This is a genomic window from Streptomyces fructofermentans (assembly GCF_014651055.1).
In the GTDB taxonomy this organism is placed as follows: Bacteria; Actinomycetota; Actinomycetes; order Streptomycetales; family Streptomycetaceae; genus Streptomyces; species Streptomyces fructofermentans.
The window spans coordinates 39648-56391 of record NZ_BMWD01000004.1; the positions used below are offsets into that span (position 1 = coordinate 39648).

The 16744-nt window shown below is 73.4% G+C and carries 9 protein-coding genes and 1 tRNA gene; 4 read left to right on the plus strand and 6 right to left on the minus strand.

What is annotated here, in order from left to right; all coding sequences use genetic code 11:
* Window positions 1–17: 17 nt before the first annotated feature.
* On the minus strand, window positions 18–776 hold the full coding sequence (pgsA, locus tag IE265_RS07035; protein ID WP_190034800.1) for a phosphatidylinositol phosphate synthase: 759 nt from the start codon (window positions 774–776) through the stop codon (window positions 18–20).
* Window positions 777–993: 217 nt separating this feature from the next.
* On the opposite strand from pgsA, the gene IE265_RS07040 reads away from it, so the two are divergent.
* Both IE265_RS07040 and IE265_RS07045 read left to right on the plus strand, forming a co-directional pair.
* Window positions 994–3192, plus strand: coding sequence for an elongation factor G-like protein EF-G2 (locus tag IE265_RS07040; protein WP_190034512.1), 2199 nt, complete (start codon window positions 994–996; stop codon window positions 3190–3192).
* An 852-nt stretch (window positions 3193–4044) separates the two neighbouring features.
* Window positions 4045–5718 (plus strand): AbeC-like domain-containing protein, encoded by a 1674-nt coding sequence (locus IE265_RS07045; RefSeq protein ID WP_190034513.1) that lies wholly within the window; start codon window positions 4045–4047, stop codon window positions 5716–5718.
* A gap of 143 nt (window positions 5719–5861) precedes the next feature.
* Here the strand turns inward: IE265_RS07045 and IE265_RS07050 are convergent, their stop codons facing one another.
* Both IE265_RS07050 and thrS read right to left on the minus strand, forming a co-directional pair.
* Complete coding sequence (locus tag IE265_RS07050; protein ID WP_190034514.1) at window positions 5862–6422, minus strand: HIT family protein; 561 nt, start codon at window positions 6420–6422, stop codon at window positions 5862–5864.
* 555 nt (window positions 6423–6977) lie between these two features.
* Window positions 6978–8963: a threonine--tRNA ligase gene (gene thrS / locus IE265_RS07055; RefSeq protein WP_190034515.1), complete on the minus strand. Its 1986-nt coding sequence runs from the start codon at window positions 8961–8963 to the stop codon at window positions 6978–6980.
* Window positions 8964–9860: 897 nt separating this feature from the next.
* Here thrS and IE265_RS07060 point away from each other — a divergent pair.
* Window positions 9861–10586 (plus strand): 3'-5' exonuclease, encoded by a 726-nt coding sequence (locus IE265_RS07060; protein ID WP_190034516.1) that lies wholly within the window; start codon window positions 9861–9863, stop codon window positions 10584–10586.
* A 62-nt stretch (window positions 10587–10648) separates the two neighbouring features.
* Here IE265_RS07060 and IE265_RS07065 read toward each other — a convergent pair.
* Both IE265_RS07065 and IE265_RS07070 read right to left on the minus strand, forming a co-directional pair.
* A tRNA-Val gene (locus tag IE265_RS07065) sits at window positions 10649–10720 on the minus strand.
* A gap of 49 nt (window positions 10721–10769) precedes the next feature.
* The gene (locus tag IE265_RS07070) at window positions 10770–11240 is read right to left on the minus strand and encodes an SRPBCC family protein (RefSeq protein ID WP_190034517.1); all 471 of its coding nucleotides are present in this window, start codon (window positions 11238–11240) and stop codon (window positions 10770–10772) included.
* 192 nt (window positions 11241–11432) lie between these two features.
* Between IE265_RS07070 and IE265_RS07075 the strand changes: the two genes are divergently transcribed.
* A complete protein-coding gene (locus tag IE265_RS07075; RefSeq protein ID WP_190034518.1) occupies window positions 11433–13934 on the plus strand; it encodes an SCO7613 C-terminal domain-containing membrane protein in 2502 nt (833 codons plus the stop codon).
* Between the two features lie 56 nt (window positions 13935–13990).
* Here IE265_RS07075 and IE265_RS07080 read toward each other — a convergent pair whose 3' ends face one another.
* Entirely contained in the window at window positions 13991–16738 is a 2748-nt protein-coding gene (locus IE265_RS07080) for an exo-rhamnogalacturonan lyase family protein (protein ID WP_190034519.1), read from the minus strand.
* Between the last annotated feature and the right edge of the window lie 6 nt (window positions 16739–16744).

The window sequence follows — 16744 nt, forward strand, 5'->3', positions numbered from 1 at the left end:
ATGGTCCTTGAGACCGCTCACGACGTGGCCTCACTGCTGCGCGAGGCGTTACCCGAGGGGGTCCCGCCGGGCTGCGCGCCCTCCGGGGCGGCGTCGGCCTCGGCGGACTCGCGGCGGACCGTGACGACGCGCTGGACCAGCGTGACGACACTTCCGACGGCCACGATCCACAGCGCGATCGGCAGCAGGACGTCGATGCCGGGCACCCCGAACGCGTGGAGGCCCGCGAGGCCCGCCGCGACGAGCGAGATGACCAGCCGCTCGGCGCGCTCGACCAGGCCGTTGACGGCGACCGGCAGCCCGATCGACTCGCCGCGGGCCTTGGTGTACGACACCACCTGGCCGCTGGCCAGGCAGAAGATGGAGACGGCGCACAGGACGTTGTCGTCGCCGCCGCCCGCGTACCAGAGTGCGAAGCCGCCGAAGATCGCGCTGTCGGCGACCCGGTCGAGCGTCGAGTCCAGGAACGCGCCCCAGCGGCTGGTGCGGCCGAGCTGGCGCGCCATGTTGCCGTCGACGAGGTCCGAGAACACGAACAGCGTGATGACGATGGTGCCCCAGAAGAACTCGCCGCGGGGGAAGAAGACCAGCGCGCCCGCCATCACTCCGGCCGTGCCCAGGAGCGTGACCGTGTCGGGGCTGACCCCCCGACGGATGAGAAACGCGGCGAACGGTGTGAGGACACGCGTGAAGAATGCACGCGCGTACTTGTTCAGCATGGCCTTCCCGAGGGTCGGTGTGGCCGCGCGGCCCCTGCTGGCCACCGGCTGGCCCATCGTAGTCACGCGTGCGCGTGTGCGACGGTCGGGCACCCGCGCCCCGTGTCACGTCCTGGTGACATCCGGGGGACGGCGGGATCGCGTCCGTTGTATGGACGCGCCGTGACGCGAGTGCAAAGCTCGAAGGCACCGCGGGCGTCGCCGGAGCCGCCCCTGCGTGCGCCTCCGCGTGTCCGCGCCCACAGTGACCTCACCGTGTACGGGAGGCAAGTCCATGGGCGACAAGGCGAACGCACACCCCGGAGCCGCCGGCAGGGCTACGGCGGCCGACCACCCCGCGTCCGTACGGAATGTGGTGCTGGTCGGCCACAGCGGATCGGGCAAGACGACTCTGGTGGAGGCTCTCGCGCTGACGGCGGGAGCGGTGAACAGGGCGGGCCGCGTGGAGGACGGCGGCACCGTCTCCGACTACGACGAGATCGAGCACCGGCAGCAGCGCTCGGTGCAGCTCTCCCTCGTACCCCTCGAGTGGGACGGGTACAAGATCAATGTTCTGGACACTCCCGGATACGCCGATTTCGTCGGCGAGCTGAGGGCCGGTCTGCGCGCCGCGGACGCGGCCCTCTTCGTCGTCTCGGCCTCGGACGGCGTCGACGGCTCGACCCGCATGGTGTGGGAGGAGTGCGCGGCGGTCGGGATGCCACGGGCCATCGTGGTCACACACCTGGAGTCGGCGAGGGCCGACTTCGAGGAGATGACCCGCATCTGCGCGGAGGCGTTCGGCGGCGACGACCCCGACGCGGTACTGCCGCTCTACCTGCCGCTGCACGGCCCGCAGGCACCCGACGGGCACGCGCCCGTCACCGGGCTGACCGGACTGCTGTCGCGGAAGCTGTTCGACTACTCGACCGGTGAGCGCAAGGAGTCCAAGCCGGGCCCCGAGCAGCTCCCGCCGATCGAGGAGGCCCGCAACCGGCTGATCGAGGGGATCATCGCCGAGAGCGAGGACGAGGGACTGATGGACCGCTACCTCGGCGGCGAGGAGATCGATTTCAAGACACTCGTGGAGGATCTGGAGCGGGCCGTCGCGCGCGGGACCTTCTTCCCGGTGCTGGCCGCCGCGCCCGCGGCGGAGGGCGCCCGCCAAGGCCTGGGCACGGTGGAACTCCTCGAACTGATCACGGGCGGCTTCCCGACCCCGCTGGAGCGCGCGGCGCCGACCGTCACCACGCCGGACGGCCGCGCCCGCGAGGTGCGGGCCTGCGATCCCGACGGGCCGCTGGTCGCCGAGGTCGTGAAGACCGCGTCCGACCCCTACGTCGGCCGGGTGTCGATGGTCCGGGTGTTCTCCGGGACGCTGCGCCCCGACGCGACGGTGCACGTGTCCGGGCACGGGCTGGCCGACCGGGGCCACGAGGACCACGACGTCGACGAGCGGGTGGGTGCCCTGTCCGCGCCGTTCGGCAAGCAGCAGCGGCCCCTGACCCACTGCATCGCGGGAGACCTGGCGTGCGTGGCCAAGCTCGTCCGCGCCGAGACGGGCGACACCCTGTCCGCCAAGGACGATCCGCTGCTCATGAAGCCGTGGGAGATGCCCGACCCGCTGCTGCCGCTCGCCATCCAGGCGCACAGCAAGGCCGACGAGGACAAGCTCTCGCAGGGGCTGGGCCGGCTGGTGGCCGAGGACCCGACGATGCGGCTGGAGCAGAACCAGGACACCCACCAGGTCGTCCTGTGGTGCCTCGGCGAGGCCCACGCGGACGTCGCCCTCGAACGGCTGCGCAGCCGGTACGGGGTCCAGGTGGACGTGGTGCCCCACAAGGTGTCCCTGCGGGAGACGTTCGCCGCGGGGGCCGCGGGGCGCGGCCGCCACGTGAAGCAGTCCGGCGGCCACGGCCAGTACGCGATCTGCGAGATCGAGGTGGAACCGCTGCCCGGCGGCTCCGGCATCGAGTTCGTGGACAAGGTCGTCGGCGGGTCCGTGCCGCGCCAGTTCATCCCCTCCGTCGAGAAGGGCGTGCGGGCCCAGGCCGCCAAGGGCGTGGTCGCGGGGTACGCGCTCATCGACGTGCGGATCACGCTGGTCGACGGCAAGGCCCACTCGGTGGACTCGTCGGACGCCGCGTTCCAGACGGCCGGCGCGCTCGCCCTGCGGGAGGCGGCGACCGACGCGCGGATCCACCTCCTGGAGCCGGTCGCCGAGGTGACGGTCCTGGTCGGCGACGAGTACGTGGGCGCCGTGATGAGCGATCTGTCGGGCCGGCGCGGCCGGGTCGTGGGCACCGAGCAGGCGGGCGGCGGCCGGACCCTCGTACGGGCCGAGGTGCCGGAGATCGAGATCGGGCGGTACGCGGTCGACCTGCGCTCGCTCTCGCACGGCACCGCGCGCTTCGGCCGCACGTACGCGCGTCACGAGCCCATGCCCGCGCAGGTGGCCGAGAGGCTCCACGCCCGGACCGCGGGCACGAGGTAGGGCTCGGCCGCGCGGGCCACCGGTATGCGGTAGGGCGCCGCCCGGTCCCCGGGTACGCGGCAGGGAGCCGCCGCGCAAACCGCGGGACGCGGTAGGGCTCCGGGCCGGGCGGCCCGGAGCCCCGTACGGCGGCGAGACCCGGCACGTCCGGGGCCACCCGGCAGTCCGGGGCAGCCGGGCGCCGACGCCGGAGCCACAAGCCGTCGGGGCCGCCAGGGGCGTCGGGGTCACGGACGGTCGGGGCAGCCAGGGCCGTCAGGGCCGGAGCGGTCGCGGTCACGGGGCCCACCGGTCCCGTACGGCCCGACCGGTCCCTGCGGTGCCGGGTGGACCCACGGCCCGCACCGACCCCCGGGGGTCTCGCCGATCCCGTGGGGCCCGACTCTCCCGTGGGGCCCGCCGATCCCGTGGGGGCCCGCGGGTCCTGCGAGGCCCACGGGTCCCGCTGCGGAGCGCGGCCCCACCGGCACCACCGGCCACGGGACCCACCGCCGCGAGCGGACCTCCACGCCGGGGCAGGGGCAAGGGCAGGGGCCTCCTCGGCGGGGCCCGCACGACGGACAACCGCGAGGCGATCCGCCCGGCGCGGCGAACCCGGCGGGCCTCCGCGCGGCGGCCGACGGGTCGACGGCCCGCCGATTCTGGCGAGTTCGGCCCTCCGGCGACAAGGACCCGGCGAACGGGCCGTACGGCACCGGGCGGCGCCGTGACCACCGGGAGCGCCTTGGCCCGTCCGCCGACACACGGCGCTCCCGGCCGATACCCTGAGTACCTGATCAAGACGATGACCTGATCAACAGGTGTGCGGAGCACGGAAGTCGGGAAAAGCCGCAGCAGCGGAGCACGGCGGCGATGGGGGCGGCAGTGGCGGACGACGCATTCGATTTCAGGCCCGGGGCACAGGTCCCGCTCTCGGGCTCCGCGGGACAGACGGCGGCGACCTTCGCGCTGGCCTCGGCGGCGTACCGGGACAGTCCCGTCGACAAGATCCTCGAGGCCAACACCGAGTGGCACGAGTCGAAGGTCGCTCCGGGCCGCGCCTGGGCGACGATCTTCAAGCCGAACCTGGGCGAGGCCTTCTCGCGCGCGGTGCAGCTGCGGATGCTGGGCGGCGGCCGGAAACCGCTCATCCAGTCGTTCGGCACCGATCCGCAGGCCGTGGTCGAGCACTGCCTCGCGGCGAACCGCATCCGCAAGGAACGCGACAGCTGGCTGACGGCCGTGATGGCGCTGACCGGCATCATCTTCCTGCCGGGCCTGATCGTCTGGCTGCTGGTCTTCCAGATCCGCCGGACGGTCGCGAAGTCCGAGGACAAGCGGGCCGGCGCCCTCGCCACCACGCTCCTGATCGGGGTGGCCGCGCTGGCGGTGCTTTTCCTGGTCAAGATGCCGTTCACCGGGTTCTGGGCCTGGTACGCCCGCGCGGCCGTCGTCGCGCCCGTGCTCGGCTGGCTCTGGGCGAAGCAGATCTGCGAGCGCACCGCGGGCGACCTGCGGGAGCGCTGGAGCAGCCTGCTGGCGGGCGGCGGCATCGGAGCCAAGATCCCCGAGGCGGTGCCGGGCAGCCCCGGCGAGACGGCGGCGGAACGGCTCCGCCAGGGCCTGGCCCGGCTCGGCGCCGAGCAGCAGTCCAACTCGGTCTTCTACGCGGGCCCCAAGGGAATCCTCGGGATGGGCACGCGCTGGGGGAGCTGGCAGCTCGCCGAGGAGCTGACGCAGGCCGATCCGGGCAAGGAGATCCACCCGTTCCGCAGCTGGGACGTGATCCGGTCGATCCACGACAAGCTGCGCATGCTGGAGCGCGGCCCGCTCAACACCGGCGGTTTCCCCGCGCCTTCGATCAAGCACTGGGTGGTCACCCCCGTCGGCGAGAACGCCAAGGCGGTGTCCAGGCCGGGCGGTACGGACGTGGACGCGTACCAGGTCAAGTCCCACGCCATACAGGAGATCTGCAACAAACAGCAGTTCGGCAGCGGTGACCGCCACTACCTGGGTGTCCAGTGGACGCTCTGGGACGGCCAGTTGGTCATCACGATGCTGATCACGGTGACCGTGCTCCACGAGACCCTCCGCATCGAGGTCACCGGCCACGCGCTGGGGCCCGTGCACTCGCTCTTCACCAGCGCGCCCGAGGCCAAGGTGAAGGAGGTCGCCAAGACCGTCAGGTTCTGGGAGACCCGTGAGCAGAAGCTGCCGCTGGTCGACGCCGACGAGGTCGTACGGCTCGCCGTGCGCGCCCCGTTCACCTGGTATCCGCCGGTCCTCGACTGGCTCGGCGGCAAGCTGGTCCTGCCGGAGCCCTTCGGTCTGCGCCATGCCTGGGCGGCCCAGCCGTGGCGGCACCGCTTCATGGCCGACGACGCCCTGCGGGCCGCGACGCCGGTGCTGCGGGTCGTGCACGCCGCCGCGATCCGTGTCCTCGACGACAACGGCGTGGACACCGAGAAGTTCGGCAACCGCTCGTCGTTCCTGAGCACGTCCGTCCAGGACGCCTCACCGAGGAAGGCCGACGTGTACGACGCCTGAGGCACTCGCGCGAGGGGGGCGCCCGCGTGGTCTCCCCCTTGCGCCCGGGCCGGGGTGCCGGGACGGGCCCGGGCCGTGCGGGCGCGCACGAGGGAGGCCCGGACGGACGGCGGGAACCCGGCCGCGGACTCAGTCGGAGGCGCTCAGGCGGAGGGCCACGCGTCCGCGAGCATCTTGCGGGTGTCGGCGAGCAGTTGGGGCAGCACCCGCGTGTGTCCGACGACCGGCATGAAGTTCGTGTCGCCGCCCCAGCGCGGGACGACGTGCTGGTGGAGGTGCGCGGCGATGCCCGCTCCCGCGACGGAACCCTGGTTCATGCCGATGTTGAAGCCGTGCGCCCCGGAGGCGGCGCGCAGGGCGGTCATCGCCTGCTGCGTCAGCGCGCCGAGTTCGGCGGTCTCCGGGACGGTGAGGTCGGTGTAGTCCGCGACGTGGCGGTAGGGCACGACCATCAGGTGCCCGCCGTTGTACGGGTACAGGTTGAGCACCGCGTAGACCTGCTCGCCGCGCTTGATGACGAGGCCGTCCTCGTCGGATTTCGCCGGGATCGAGCAGAAGGGGCAGCCGTCGTCGGCCCCGGGGCCGGTGGGCTTGTTCTCCCCCTGGATGTACGCCATGCGATGAGGCGTCCACAGGCGCTGGAACGCGTCCTGCGTCCCCACTCCGATCTGCTGCTCCGGCTCACTCGTCATGTCATGCAGCATATGGCTTCGCCCGTTCGCGGCGTGTCGCCGGGTACCGCGTCGAACGGCCCGCGGCCCCCGCCCCACCGCCGGAGGGCCGCGGCGGCAGCACTGGAGGGCCGGGCAGGTACCGCGCGACGCCATTGCCGGTGTTCCGCGGGAAGCCCGCGCCGGGGCCCGTGAGGACCGCGTCACACCCTTCCCGGACGGCCGCACAGGGCGCTCGGACCGGAGCGACCGCCGACAAGCCGACCACCGCCCCTTACGCCCCGTACCCCCGTACGCCCCGTACGCCTCATGCACCTCATACGCCCCGCACACGGCCGGGCACACCCCGTACATCTCGTGCGCCCCGCTCACCCCGTGGGCCTCGCCCTGCCCACCTGGTGCGCCCCACGCCCCGCGCCGCGCACCTCGCACCTCGCACCCCGCACCCCGCACCCCGCACCCCGCACCCGCGAACAGGGCCACCGCCCCGTACCGGCTCCGGCGGCCGGAACCCGCGGTGCCGTCCGTCTGCGGCAACGGGAAAGGCCCCCGGGAGCGTGTGCTCCCGGGGGCCCCGCCTGCCGTGCGTCAGACCTGCGTGCGCTCCTCGACGACCTTCGCGATCTTCGCGATGGCCTCGTCGAGCGGAATCCCGTTCTCCTGGGAGCCGTCGCGGTAGCGGAAGGAAACGGCACCGTTGGCCATGTCCTCGTCACCCGCGATGACCATGAACGGGACCTTCTGCTTCTGGGCGTTGCGGATCTTCTTCTGCATGCGGTCGGACGACGAGTCGACCTCGACCCGCAGGCCCTTCCGCTTCGCCTCGGCCGCGAACGCCTGGAGGTACTCCACGTGCGCGTCGCCGATTGGGATGCCGACCGCCTGGACGGGCGCCAGCCACGCCGGGAACGCGCCCGCGTAGTGCTCAAGGAGCACGGCGAAGAAGCGCTCGATGGAACCGAAGAGCGCACGGTGGATCATGACCGGCCGCTGCTTGGAGCCGTCGGGGCCGGTGTACTCCAGGTCGAAGCGCTCCGGCAGGTTGAAGTCGAGCTGCACGGTCGACATCTGCCAGGTGCGACCGATGGCGTCCTTGGTCTGGACGGAGATCTTCGGGCCGTAGAACGCGGCGCCGCCCGGGTCCGGGACCAGCGGGAGGCCCTGCTTCTCGGCCACCTGCCGCAGCGTCTCGGTGGCCTCCTCCCAGATCTCGTCCGAGCCGACGAACTTCTCCGGGTCCTTGGTGGACAGCTCCAGGTAGAAGTCGGTGAGGCCGTAGTCGCGCAGCAGGTTCAGGACGAAGGTGAGCGTCTTGTCGAGCTCGTCCGCCATCTGCTCCTTGGTGCAGTAGATGTGCGCGTCGTCCTGGGTGAAGCCCCGGGCACGGGTCAGGCCGTGCACGACGCCCGACTTCTCGTACCGGTACACGGTCCCGAACTCGAAGAGCCGCAGCGGCAGTTCACGGTACGAACGGCCGCGCGCGTCGAAGATCAGGTTGTGCATCGGGCAGTTCATGGGCTTGAGGTAGTAGTCCACGCCCTCGTCGAGCTGCATGGGCGGGTACATGCCGTCGGCGTACCAGTCCAGGTGGCCCGAGGTCTCGAAGAGCTTCCCCTTGGTCGCGTGCGGGGTGTAGACGAACTCGTACCCCTCCTCCTCGTGCCGGCGGCGCGAGTAGTCCTCCATGACCCGGCGGACGACACCGCCCTTCGGGTGGAAGACGGCGAGGCCGGAGCCGATCTGGTCCGGGATGGAGAACAGGTCCAGCTCGTTGCCCAGCCTGCGGTGGTCGCGCTTCTCGGCCTCGGCGAGGAAGTCGAGGTGCGCCTTCAGCTCCTCCTTGGAGGGCCACGCGGTGCCGTAGATGCGCTGGAGCATCGGGTTCTTCTCGCTGCCCCGCCAGTACGCGGCGGCGTTGCGCATCAGCTTGAACGCCGGGATGTTGCGGGTGGTGGGCAGGTGGGGACCGCGGCAGAGGTCCTTCCAGCACAGCTCGCCGGTCTTGGCGTCGAGGTTGTCGTAGATGGTCAGCTCGCCGCCGCCCACCTCGACGTCCGCGCCGTCGCTCGCGTCCTGCGCGGCCACGGAGCCCTTGATGCCGATGAGCTCCAGCTTGTACGGCTCGGCCGCCAGCTCCTCGCGGGCGTCCTCGTCGGTGACGACGCGGCGCGAGAAGCGCTGCCCGCGCTTCTGGATCTCCTGCATCTTCTTCTCGACGGCCTTGAGGTCCTCGGGCGTGAAGGGCCTCTCGACGTCGAAGTCGTAGTAGAAGCCGTCCTTGACCGGCGGGCCGATGCCCAGCTTGGCCTCGGGGAAGAGCTCCTGCACGGCCTGGGCCATCACGTGCGCGGTGGAGTGCCGCAGGATGTTGAGGCCGTCCTCCGAGGAGATCTCGACGGGCTCGACGGTCTCGCCGTCCCGGACCTCGTACGCGAGGTCCTTGAGCTCGCCGGCCACGCGGGCCGCCACGATGGTGCGCTGCCCGGCGAAGAGCTCGGCCGCCGTAGTGCCCGTCGTCACCACGCGCTCTTCCCGCTCGGAATCGCGTTGGATGACCACACGGACGTCTGACACCGGACTCTCCTGCCTGAAGGTGGGCGCGCCGCCACTCGCGTGCGCAGACCCGAATCGTACCGAGCCGGGGCCTCCGACCGCGAAACGGTTTGCCCGCCGGCCCGATCCCCCGGCCCCCGCAGGGCTCCGCGCGGCCCCGCACATCCCTCGGAGGGCCGCCAGGACCGCCCCGGAGGACCGTCGGACGCCTCCGGAGGAGTTCCGGGTCCCGCCGCGGCACCCCGTCGGCCGCTGCGGCCCCGCCTCGTCCACCCGTACGGCCGCCGCGCTCGGCCCCCGGCGATCCGCCGTCCCCCGCCACGGCTCGGCACCCGCCCCGCTCCGGCGGACCGGGGCGGGTGCCCGGCGGGCCGCCCGGCCGTCCCGGCGGAGGCCTCTGCTCGTACGCGGCCTCGGCGCCCCCATGCGCGCCTGGGCGCTCCGGCACGGACCGCACCCGACGGCGGCCCCGGCCTCGGCACCCGCCGCCGCACATGAGAGCCGCAGGAGCCGCCAGGGCCCCTGCCGCACATGACGGCAGGTCGCCGGTCATCGGTCGCCGGTCTCCCGTCTCCGGCCCAGGGGGTCGCCGGTGACCGGGCAGGGCCTTCCCGGCCGCGCGGGGTGGTGCGACCCCGGGGCCGCACCGCCCGAGCCCTGGCCGCCACCGCCCGTCCCGCCGTGCGCGAGCACTCCCGCCGACGGCCTCCGAGGGCCCGCGGTGCGGGCCACGGCCCATGCGTACGCCCCGCCCGACGGACCGGCGAATCCGGCGCACTTCGCCGCCGGGCCGCTGAACTGCGGATACCCGCACCTCCGTCGCCCCCTGTCCGCGTACGACGCAAACAGCCCGGGTATCACAAAAGGGGCAGGGGGCGGCGCGTCAACTGCCGAGGGTGAATGAGGAGTTGTTTGCTTATGACGTGCTGGTACGAGGGACCCCTGGCCGCGTTCGGAACCGGGACGACGGGTGCGGACGTCGAGACCGACCGGATCGTGTCGGCCGCTGTCGTCGTCCAGGACGCCCGCGGCAGCCGGCCACGCGTGCGTCGCTGGCTGGTCGATCCGGGGGTGCCGGTGCCCGAGGGGGCGACGGCACTGCACGGGCTGACGGACGACCATCTCCACCGCAACGGCCGCTGGCCGTCGCCCGTGATGGACGAGGTCGTCAGGGCGCTGGCCGAGCAGAGCGCGGCGGGGCGACCGCTCGTGGTGATGAACGCCCCCTTCGATCTGACGCTCCTGGACCGGGAGTTGCGCAGGCACCGGGCGTCCGGCCTCGACCGCTGGTTCGAGAACGCGCCGCTGCGCGTGCTCGATCCGAGCGTCCTGGACAGCCACCTGGACCGCTACCGCAAGGGCCCGCGCACACTCACCGACCTGTGTGCGCACTACGGCGTGGAGCTGCGGGGAACGCACGACGCCGCGGTCGACGCACTGGCCTCCCTCGAACTCGTACGGGCCGTCGGGAGCCGTTTCGCGACCCGCATGGAGCGGCTCTCACCGGCCGAACTGCACACCCTGCAGGCCGGCTGGCACGCGGCCCGGGCGCGCGGGCTCCAGGCCTGGTTCGCGCGCGGCGGCGCGGAGGAGTCGGGCGATCCGGCCTGGCCGATGCGCCCGGGGCTGCGGGCGGCGGCCTGAGCCGCACCGCGCGGAAGCGCACAAAAAGGCCGGTCCGTCTGGGACGGACCGGCCTTTCCCGGTGGGCGATACTGGGTTCGAACCAGTGACCTCTTCGGTGTGAACGAAGCGCTCTCCCACTGAGCTAATCGCCCGGGAACGCACCGAACAATACAGGTCTTCGTGCGGTTCCTTCAAACCGCTTCACGGCTCGCGCGCGGGGCCGCGTCGCAGTCGTCCGGCCAGCCCCCGCCGCCCCGCGCGCATCATCAGGGCGTGGTTGGCGCGGAAGGCCGGTCTGCCGGGCACGGCCAGCCGCCGCAGCAGCGGCTTGGTCACCCGTACCTCCTGGTCGTACATGGCGCGTGTCGCCGGCCCGTCGGACGTGAGGGTCCACCGGGCCCAGCCGTCCACGTCCCCGGTCATCGCGATCTCCAGGACCCCGGCCGCCGGGTCGCGGCGTGTCTCCCGTGCGGTGAGGACCAGGTCGTAGGGCAGCACGGAGCGGATCCGCAGGAGACCGGTGCGCTCGTCGATGGGCGTCACCTCCCGCACCTGGGGCCACCATTCGGGGTAGTGCTCGGCGTCGGCGAGCGCCTCGTAGACGTCGTCGAGGGGCGCGGCGATGCTCCACAGGCTGCGGAAGCGGTAGTGCGTCCAGTCCTTGCGCGTCATGCCCCGAGTCTGCCGGTCCGCGGTCCCGCCGCCCAGGACCCGGCGCGCACCCGCATGCCCGGCCCCGGACACCCCCATCGCCCCCCACCGGCCTCTCGGCTCCCACCGGCTTCCCAGCTCCCACCGGCCTTTCGGCTCCCGCCCGTGCGGTGACCAGGTCCTGATCTGAGTAGCCGCTGAGTACGCGCGCTCATGCCGCGCGGAGTGACCGGAACCACACTCGCAGGCATGACGAACATTCCACCCCCGGCCGAGGAGCTGCGCCTCCTGGACCACGAGTTGCGGCAACTGGACGCGCGCAGGTCCCAGTTGCTGGTCCGCAGGGCCTGGCTGCTCGGCGTGCTCCAGGCGGCGGCCGTGCCGGCCGCTCCCGCACCGCGCGGCCGTCGGCCGGAAGCCGGCGCCCCCGGCGTGCAGAACGTCCTGCTGGTCCTCGGCGGTGTGCTCCTGACCGTCGCGGCCGTCGCGTTCACGCTGGTCAGCTGGGGCCACCTGGGGATCACGGGGCGGGCGCTCGTGCTCGGCGCGGTCACCGCCGCCGCGCTCGCCGTGCCCGTGCCGCTGCTGGCGCGCGGCCTGCGCTCGACCGCGGAGTCCGTCGCGGGTCTGGGGCTCGCGCTCACCGCGCTGGACGCCTACGTCCTCCATGAGGTGGCCTTCCCCGAGGTGGACGGCACGGCGTACGCGGCCGCGGCGACCGCGCTGCTCGCCGTGCTGTGGGGGGCGTACGGGATCTCCTCCGGCGCCCTTCGTCTGCCCCTGCCCGCCGCGACTGCGGCGGCCCAACTGCCGCTGCTGCTCTGGGTGGCGGCCGCGGACGCGGGCGAGCACACCATCACGGCGGCGCTGCTGGTGACGGCCGCGTTCGACACCGTGGTGGCGCTCCGGGTCTCCGCGCGGTCCGTCCGTGTCGTCGCCTCCGTCGGCGCGTACGGGGCCGGAGCCCTGGGCGCCCTCGCGGCGGGCCTGCTCTCGTGGGACGCGGCAGGGCCGAGCGCCGCCGCCCGTGCGGCGGCGCTCCTCCTGCTCGCCGCGGCCGTCGCGACGGCCGCCTCGTGGGCCGGCTCCGAGCGCGGGGCGGCGCCCTGGCTCGCACTGACGGGCGGGCTGCTCACCGTGGCGGCCGCCGGCGGCGTGCTGCGCGCGGCACTGCCCGGGGCGTGGACGGTCCCGGCCTGTCTGGCGGTCGGCGTCGCGCTCCTGGCGGCGCGCTCCGAGCGGCTGCCCACTGCGGTGCGCCGAGGTCTGCGGTGGGCCTCGGGGGCCGTGCAGGCCCTGGCCGTCGTCTGGGCCCTGCCCCTGGTCACGGTGGTGGTCCTGGGTCCCGCCGCGTGGGCGGCGCGGGTGTGGTCCGGCGCTCCCGCGGACGCCCGGGAGGCGGCGGTGGCCGCCGGCTCCTGGCCCACGGGAACGGAGACGGGCCCGCTGGTCCTGGCGGCGGTCGCCGCCGTCCTGGTGCTGTCGTCGCGGGGCGCCCCGTACCGCGCCTGGGCTCTCGGCGGTGCCGCCGCCGCGGCCTGGACCGCGGTGCTCGCCGTGCCCGCGACGCTCGAACTCCCTTATGCGGCGGCCCTGTCGGCGGAGGGGGTCCTCGTGGCGGCGGCCCTCGCGTCCGCGGTGTACGCGTCGGTGTCCCGGGCCGGGCGCGCCCCGGAAGCCGAGCGGGCGGGCGGAGAGGGCGGGGCCTCCTCCCCCGGCGGCGGCCGCGTCCCGTTCCTCCTGGCGCTCCCGCGCGGCGCGGCCGTCCTGGCGGCGACCGCCACTGCCGTCGCCACCTCTGTCCACCTCGCCGTCCTGGCGCTGGCGGCCGAGACGCCGACGCTCGTCGTCCTCGCGGTGCTGACCGTCCTGTTCGCGACGGCCGGGGTCCTGCTCGGGGACGAGCCGCGCGCGATCACCGCCGCCGCGTCCCTCGCGTACGCGGCAGCGCTGGCCTGCGCCGCGGGAGGGTCCCTGGGACTGGCTCCGCACCACACGGCCCTGCTGGTCCTGGCGGTCCCCGTCGCGGCGGCGCTGCTGGCCGCACGGCTCGGGGACGGCACTCCGGGCCGGGCCGTCGAGGTCACGGGAGCGGCCGCCGCGCTGCCGGCCGTGGGCCTGGCGGTCCAGGACCCGCCGGTGCTCGCCCTGGTCCTCGCGCTGTGCGGTGTGATCGCCGCGGGCACGGCGGTCCGCCCGGACCGCCGGTGGGCCGGGCACGCGGCCGCTGCCCTGTTCGTCCTGGCCGCCTGGGTGCGGCTGGCGTCCTGGGAGGTCGGCGCCCCCGAGGCGTACACGCTGCCGGTGACCGTGCCCGCCCTCGTCGTCGGGTTCGTCCGCAGGAGGCGGGACGGCCGGGCCTCGTCCTGGACGGCGTACGGGCCCGGCCTCTCGGTGACGCTGGTGCCGAGCCTGCTCGCGGCCTGGGGCGACCCGCACTGGCTGCGGCCCCTGCTGCTGGGGGCGGGCGCGCTCGCCGTGACCCTCGTGGGCGTACGCCACCGGCTGCGGGCGCCGATCGTGATCGGCGGGGGCGTGCTCGTCCTGGTCGCCCTCCACGAACTGGCCCCGTACATCGCCCAGGTCGCCGGCGCCCTGCCCCGCTGGGTGCCCCCGGCGCTCGCCGGTCTGCTGCTGCTCGCGCTGGGTGCCACGTACGAACAGCGTCTGCGGGACGCCCGGCGGGTGCGGGACGTGCTCGGCAGGATGAACTGACGCCCTGCCGCCCCGTGTCGGGGGCCGGGCCCGCCGCCCGGCCCCCGCCGCGTGTCCTACGGCATCCTGTCTCCGACGAGCGCCAGGTTCTGGATGGCCGCCAGCCCGTACAGGGCCGTCGTGTTGGTGCTCACCCAGGACGCCTCGGTGCCGGGCACCAGGCCGGTCGGACCCTCGACCTTCCTGGTGGACCAGTCCGTCGACTCCTTGTAGTCCCAGGTGTCGGCGCTGTCGTAGAACTGCCGCCACGCCCGGGCGGCCAGGTCGTCGTCGCCCGACTGCACGGCGGCGTACGCGTCCTGGCGCGAGTGGCCCTGGAAGAGCAGCAGTGTGCCGAAATTGGACCCGTAGCGCGCTGCCTGCTCCGCCTTGGTGGCGTTGAAGTAGCGGCAGTAGTCGAGCCACGCCGCCTTGAAGGCGGGCATGTCGACCTGGTCGATGAGTTCGGCGTTCAGCTCGACCAGGCCGAACATCGCCGACAGGTGCGAGACGCCGACGACGGGCTCGTCCGCGACGGCGAACCTGCCCGTGTCCAGGTCGTACAGGGCGCTGCCCTGCACGAAGCCGTTGGGCTGGGCAGCGATGGTCTCCATCGTGGACAGGACCCTGGCCCTCGCCTTCTCCCACTTGGGCCCGCGCCGCTCCCACTCGGTGAGCCAGGCGGAGACGAGGCCGCTCCAGTCGGTGCCGAAGCCGATGGACAGGGCGTTGCGGTCGGGCTCGTAGGGCTCGGTGCGGATCTTGCGGATGGGGTCGAGCACGAGGAAGGTCTCGTCGGAGTCGACGTTGGCGTGCATGAGGTCGCCGACCCGTTCGTCCGCGGTGAGGAAGTAGTAGTAGCGCCGGTAGGTGGTGTTGGCGATGCGCTGCTGCTTGGCGCTGTCGGCGTAGTGCTGGACGCCGTGCCGGGTGCCGAGGCCGGCCCACTGGCCCAGGTGGTACACGTCGACCTCGCCCGTGTGCCGGGTCATGGCCTCGGCGAAGCGGAAGATGTCGGCGCGCCCCGATCGCATGTACGCGAACCAGAGCCACAGGTCGGGCGACAGCTCGGAGTTGTCCCAGGCGTAGCCGCCGACGTCGTAGCACCACTGGTGACGGCTGGGATCGTAGGTGTGCATGATGTCGCCGTAGTCCCAGAAGCCGTACCAACGGCGCATCTCCACCTGGTCCTTGTAGTAGGTGAAGAGGAAGTCCAGGTGGTCCTCGATCTTCGCCTTGGCGGGGGTGGAGCGGTCCGGCTCGGAGAACAGGCCGCCGAACACCCCGGACTCCACGAGGTGCTTGGGCGGGGCCGCGAGCTGCGCCGGGGTGCGCACGGCGGCCACCTGCTCGGCCATGGCCTCGGCGCTCGGCGTCGACTCGTGCGCCCAGAAGAGGAGTTCGCTGGTGCGGGCGATGCCGTAGGGGGTCCCGAATCCGGGCTCGTAGTCCTCGTACGTGATGTTGAGGCCTTCGAGCTGTTCCGGGTACGTGTCCTGGCCCATGCCGTCGTGGTAGAAGCGCAGGTCCATGGGCTGCGCCTCCGGCGACCAGAGCCAGAGGGTGACCTCCGCCTCGTCGGTCTGCGCGTCGCGGATGTCGAGCTGGGCGGGGAACTTCTCCCAGAAGTCCCTCAGGCCGAAGGCGAATCCGCCGCTCGCGCCGCCCACGTAGCCGAAGCCGCTCGCCCGCCGGCCGCCGCCCGCGCCGATCCAGCCGTGCCCCTTCCTGGTGCGCTTGCGGACCGAGAAGCCGTCCGCGGAGAGCTGCGAGAGGGTGTAGTCGCCCCACTCGGGGATGTACTGGAGGCGGGTGGTGACCCGTTGGTCCCACGTCGACGGGTCGGGCAGCCTCCGGCCCTCGAACTGGGCCGTGCGCACGGCCGCGCCCGGGTCGCGGCGCAGACCGGTGACGCCCTTGACCGCCTCGCGCAGCAGCCCGGTCCCCTCGCCGCCGATACGGATGTGCCGGTCGTACGAGGGGTCGCGCAGGGGCACCTTGAAGCGGACTCCGATGCCGCGGATGAAGTCGCCGCCCGCCTTCCCGGGCTCCTGGGTGCCGTCGAAGGTGACGGTGTGCACCATACGGAAGGACTCGGCACCGGCGTAGAAGTAGAGGCGGACCGAGAAGGGCAGCCAACTCCGGCCGCCCCTGCGGTGCCTGCCGTCGACGCGGACGACCGCGCGGACCGGGCCTTCCTGCTCGACCTCGGTCCCGGCGACGACGCCGTCGAACCGCTCGTACTTCTCGGTGCCCTGGTCGCCGTCCTCGATCCCGGGCTGGCGCAGCAGCACGAGACGGCCTTCCCTCGCGATCTCGGTCGGGCCGCGCAGGACGGACCTCACGAGGGTGGAGCCGCCCCTGCCGAGCTTCACGGTGATGACACCGGTCGACACGGTGACGGTGCCGCCGCTTCTGTGGACGGTCACCTTCTTCGCTGGTGCGGCGGGCGCCCCCGCGGTGAGGGTGAGTCCTCCGCTGCCCGCCTCCGGCCCGACCGCGTGCGCGGTCCACTTCAGGGAGCCGTCGGGCCAGTAGCCGATCGGCCACGACTGGACGGGCACCTCCTTGCCGTCCGCGTCCGTGAGCGTGAACGTCCGGTCCTTCTCGTGCAGGCCCTTCGGCCAGGGCACGCCCACGGTCGAGCCGGGCGCGGCGCCGAGTCCGCCGTCCTCCAGCCAGTCCAGGGTCACGGGGTCCGCCGCCTTCGCGGCGGCCCCCGGCGCGGCCTGCGCGTGCTTCGCGCCCAGGGCCCAGCTGAACTGGGCGGCGGCTGAGGCGACGGCGGCCGCCTTCAGGAGGGACCTGCGGGGGATGGGGGACATGGCGGT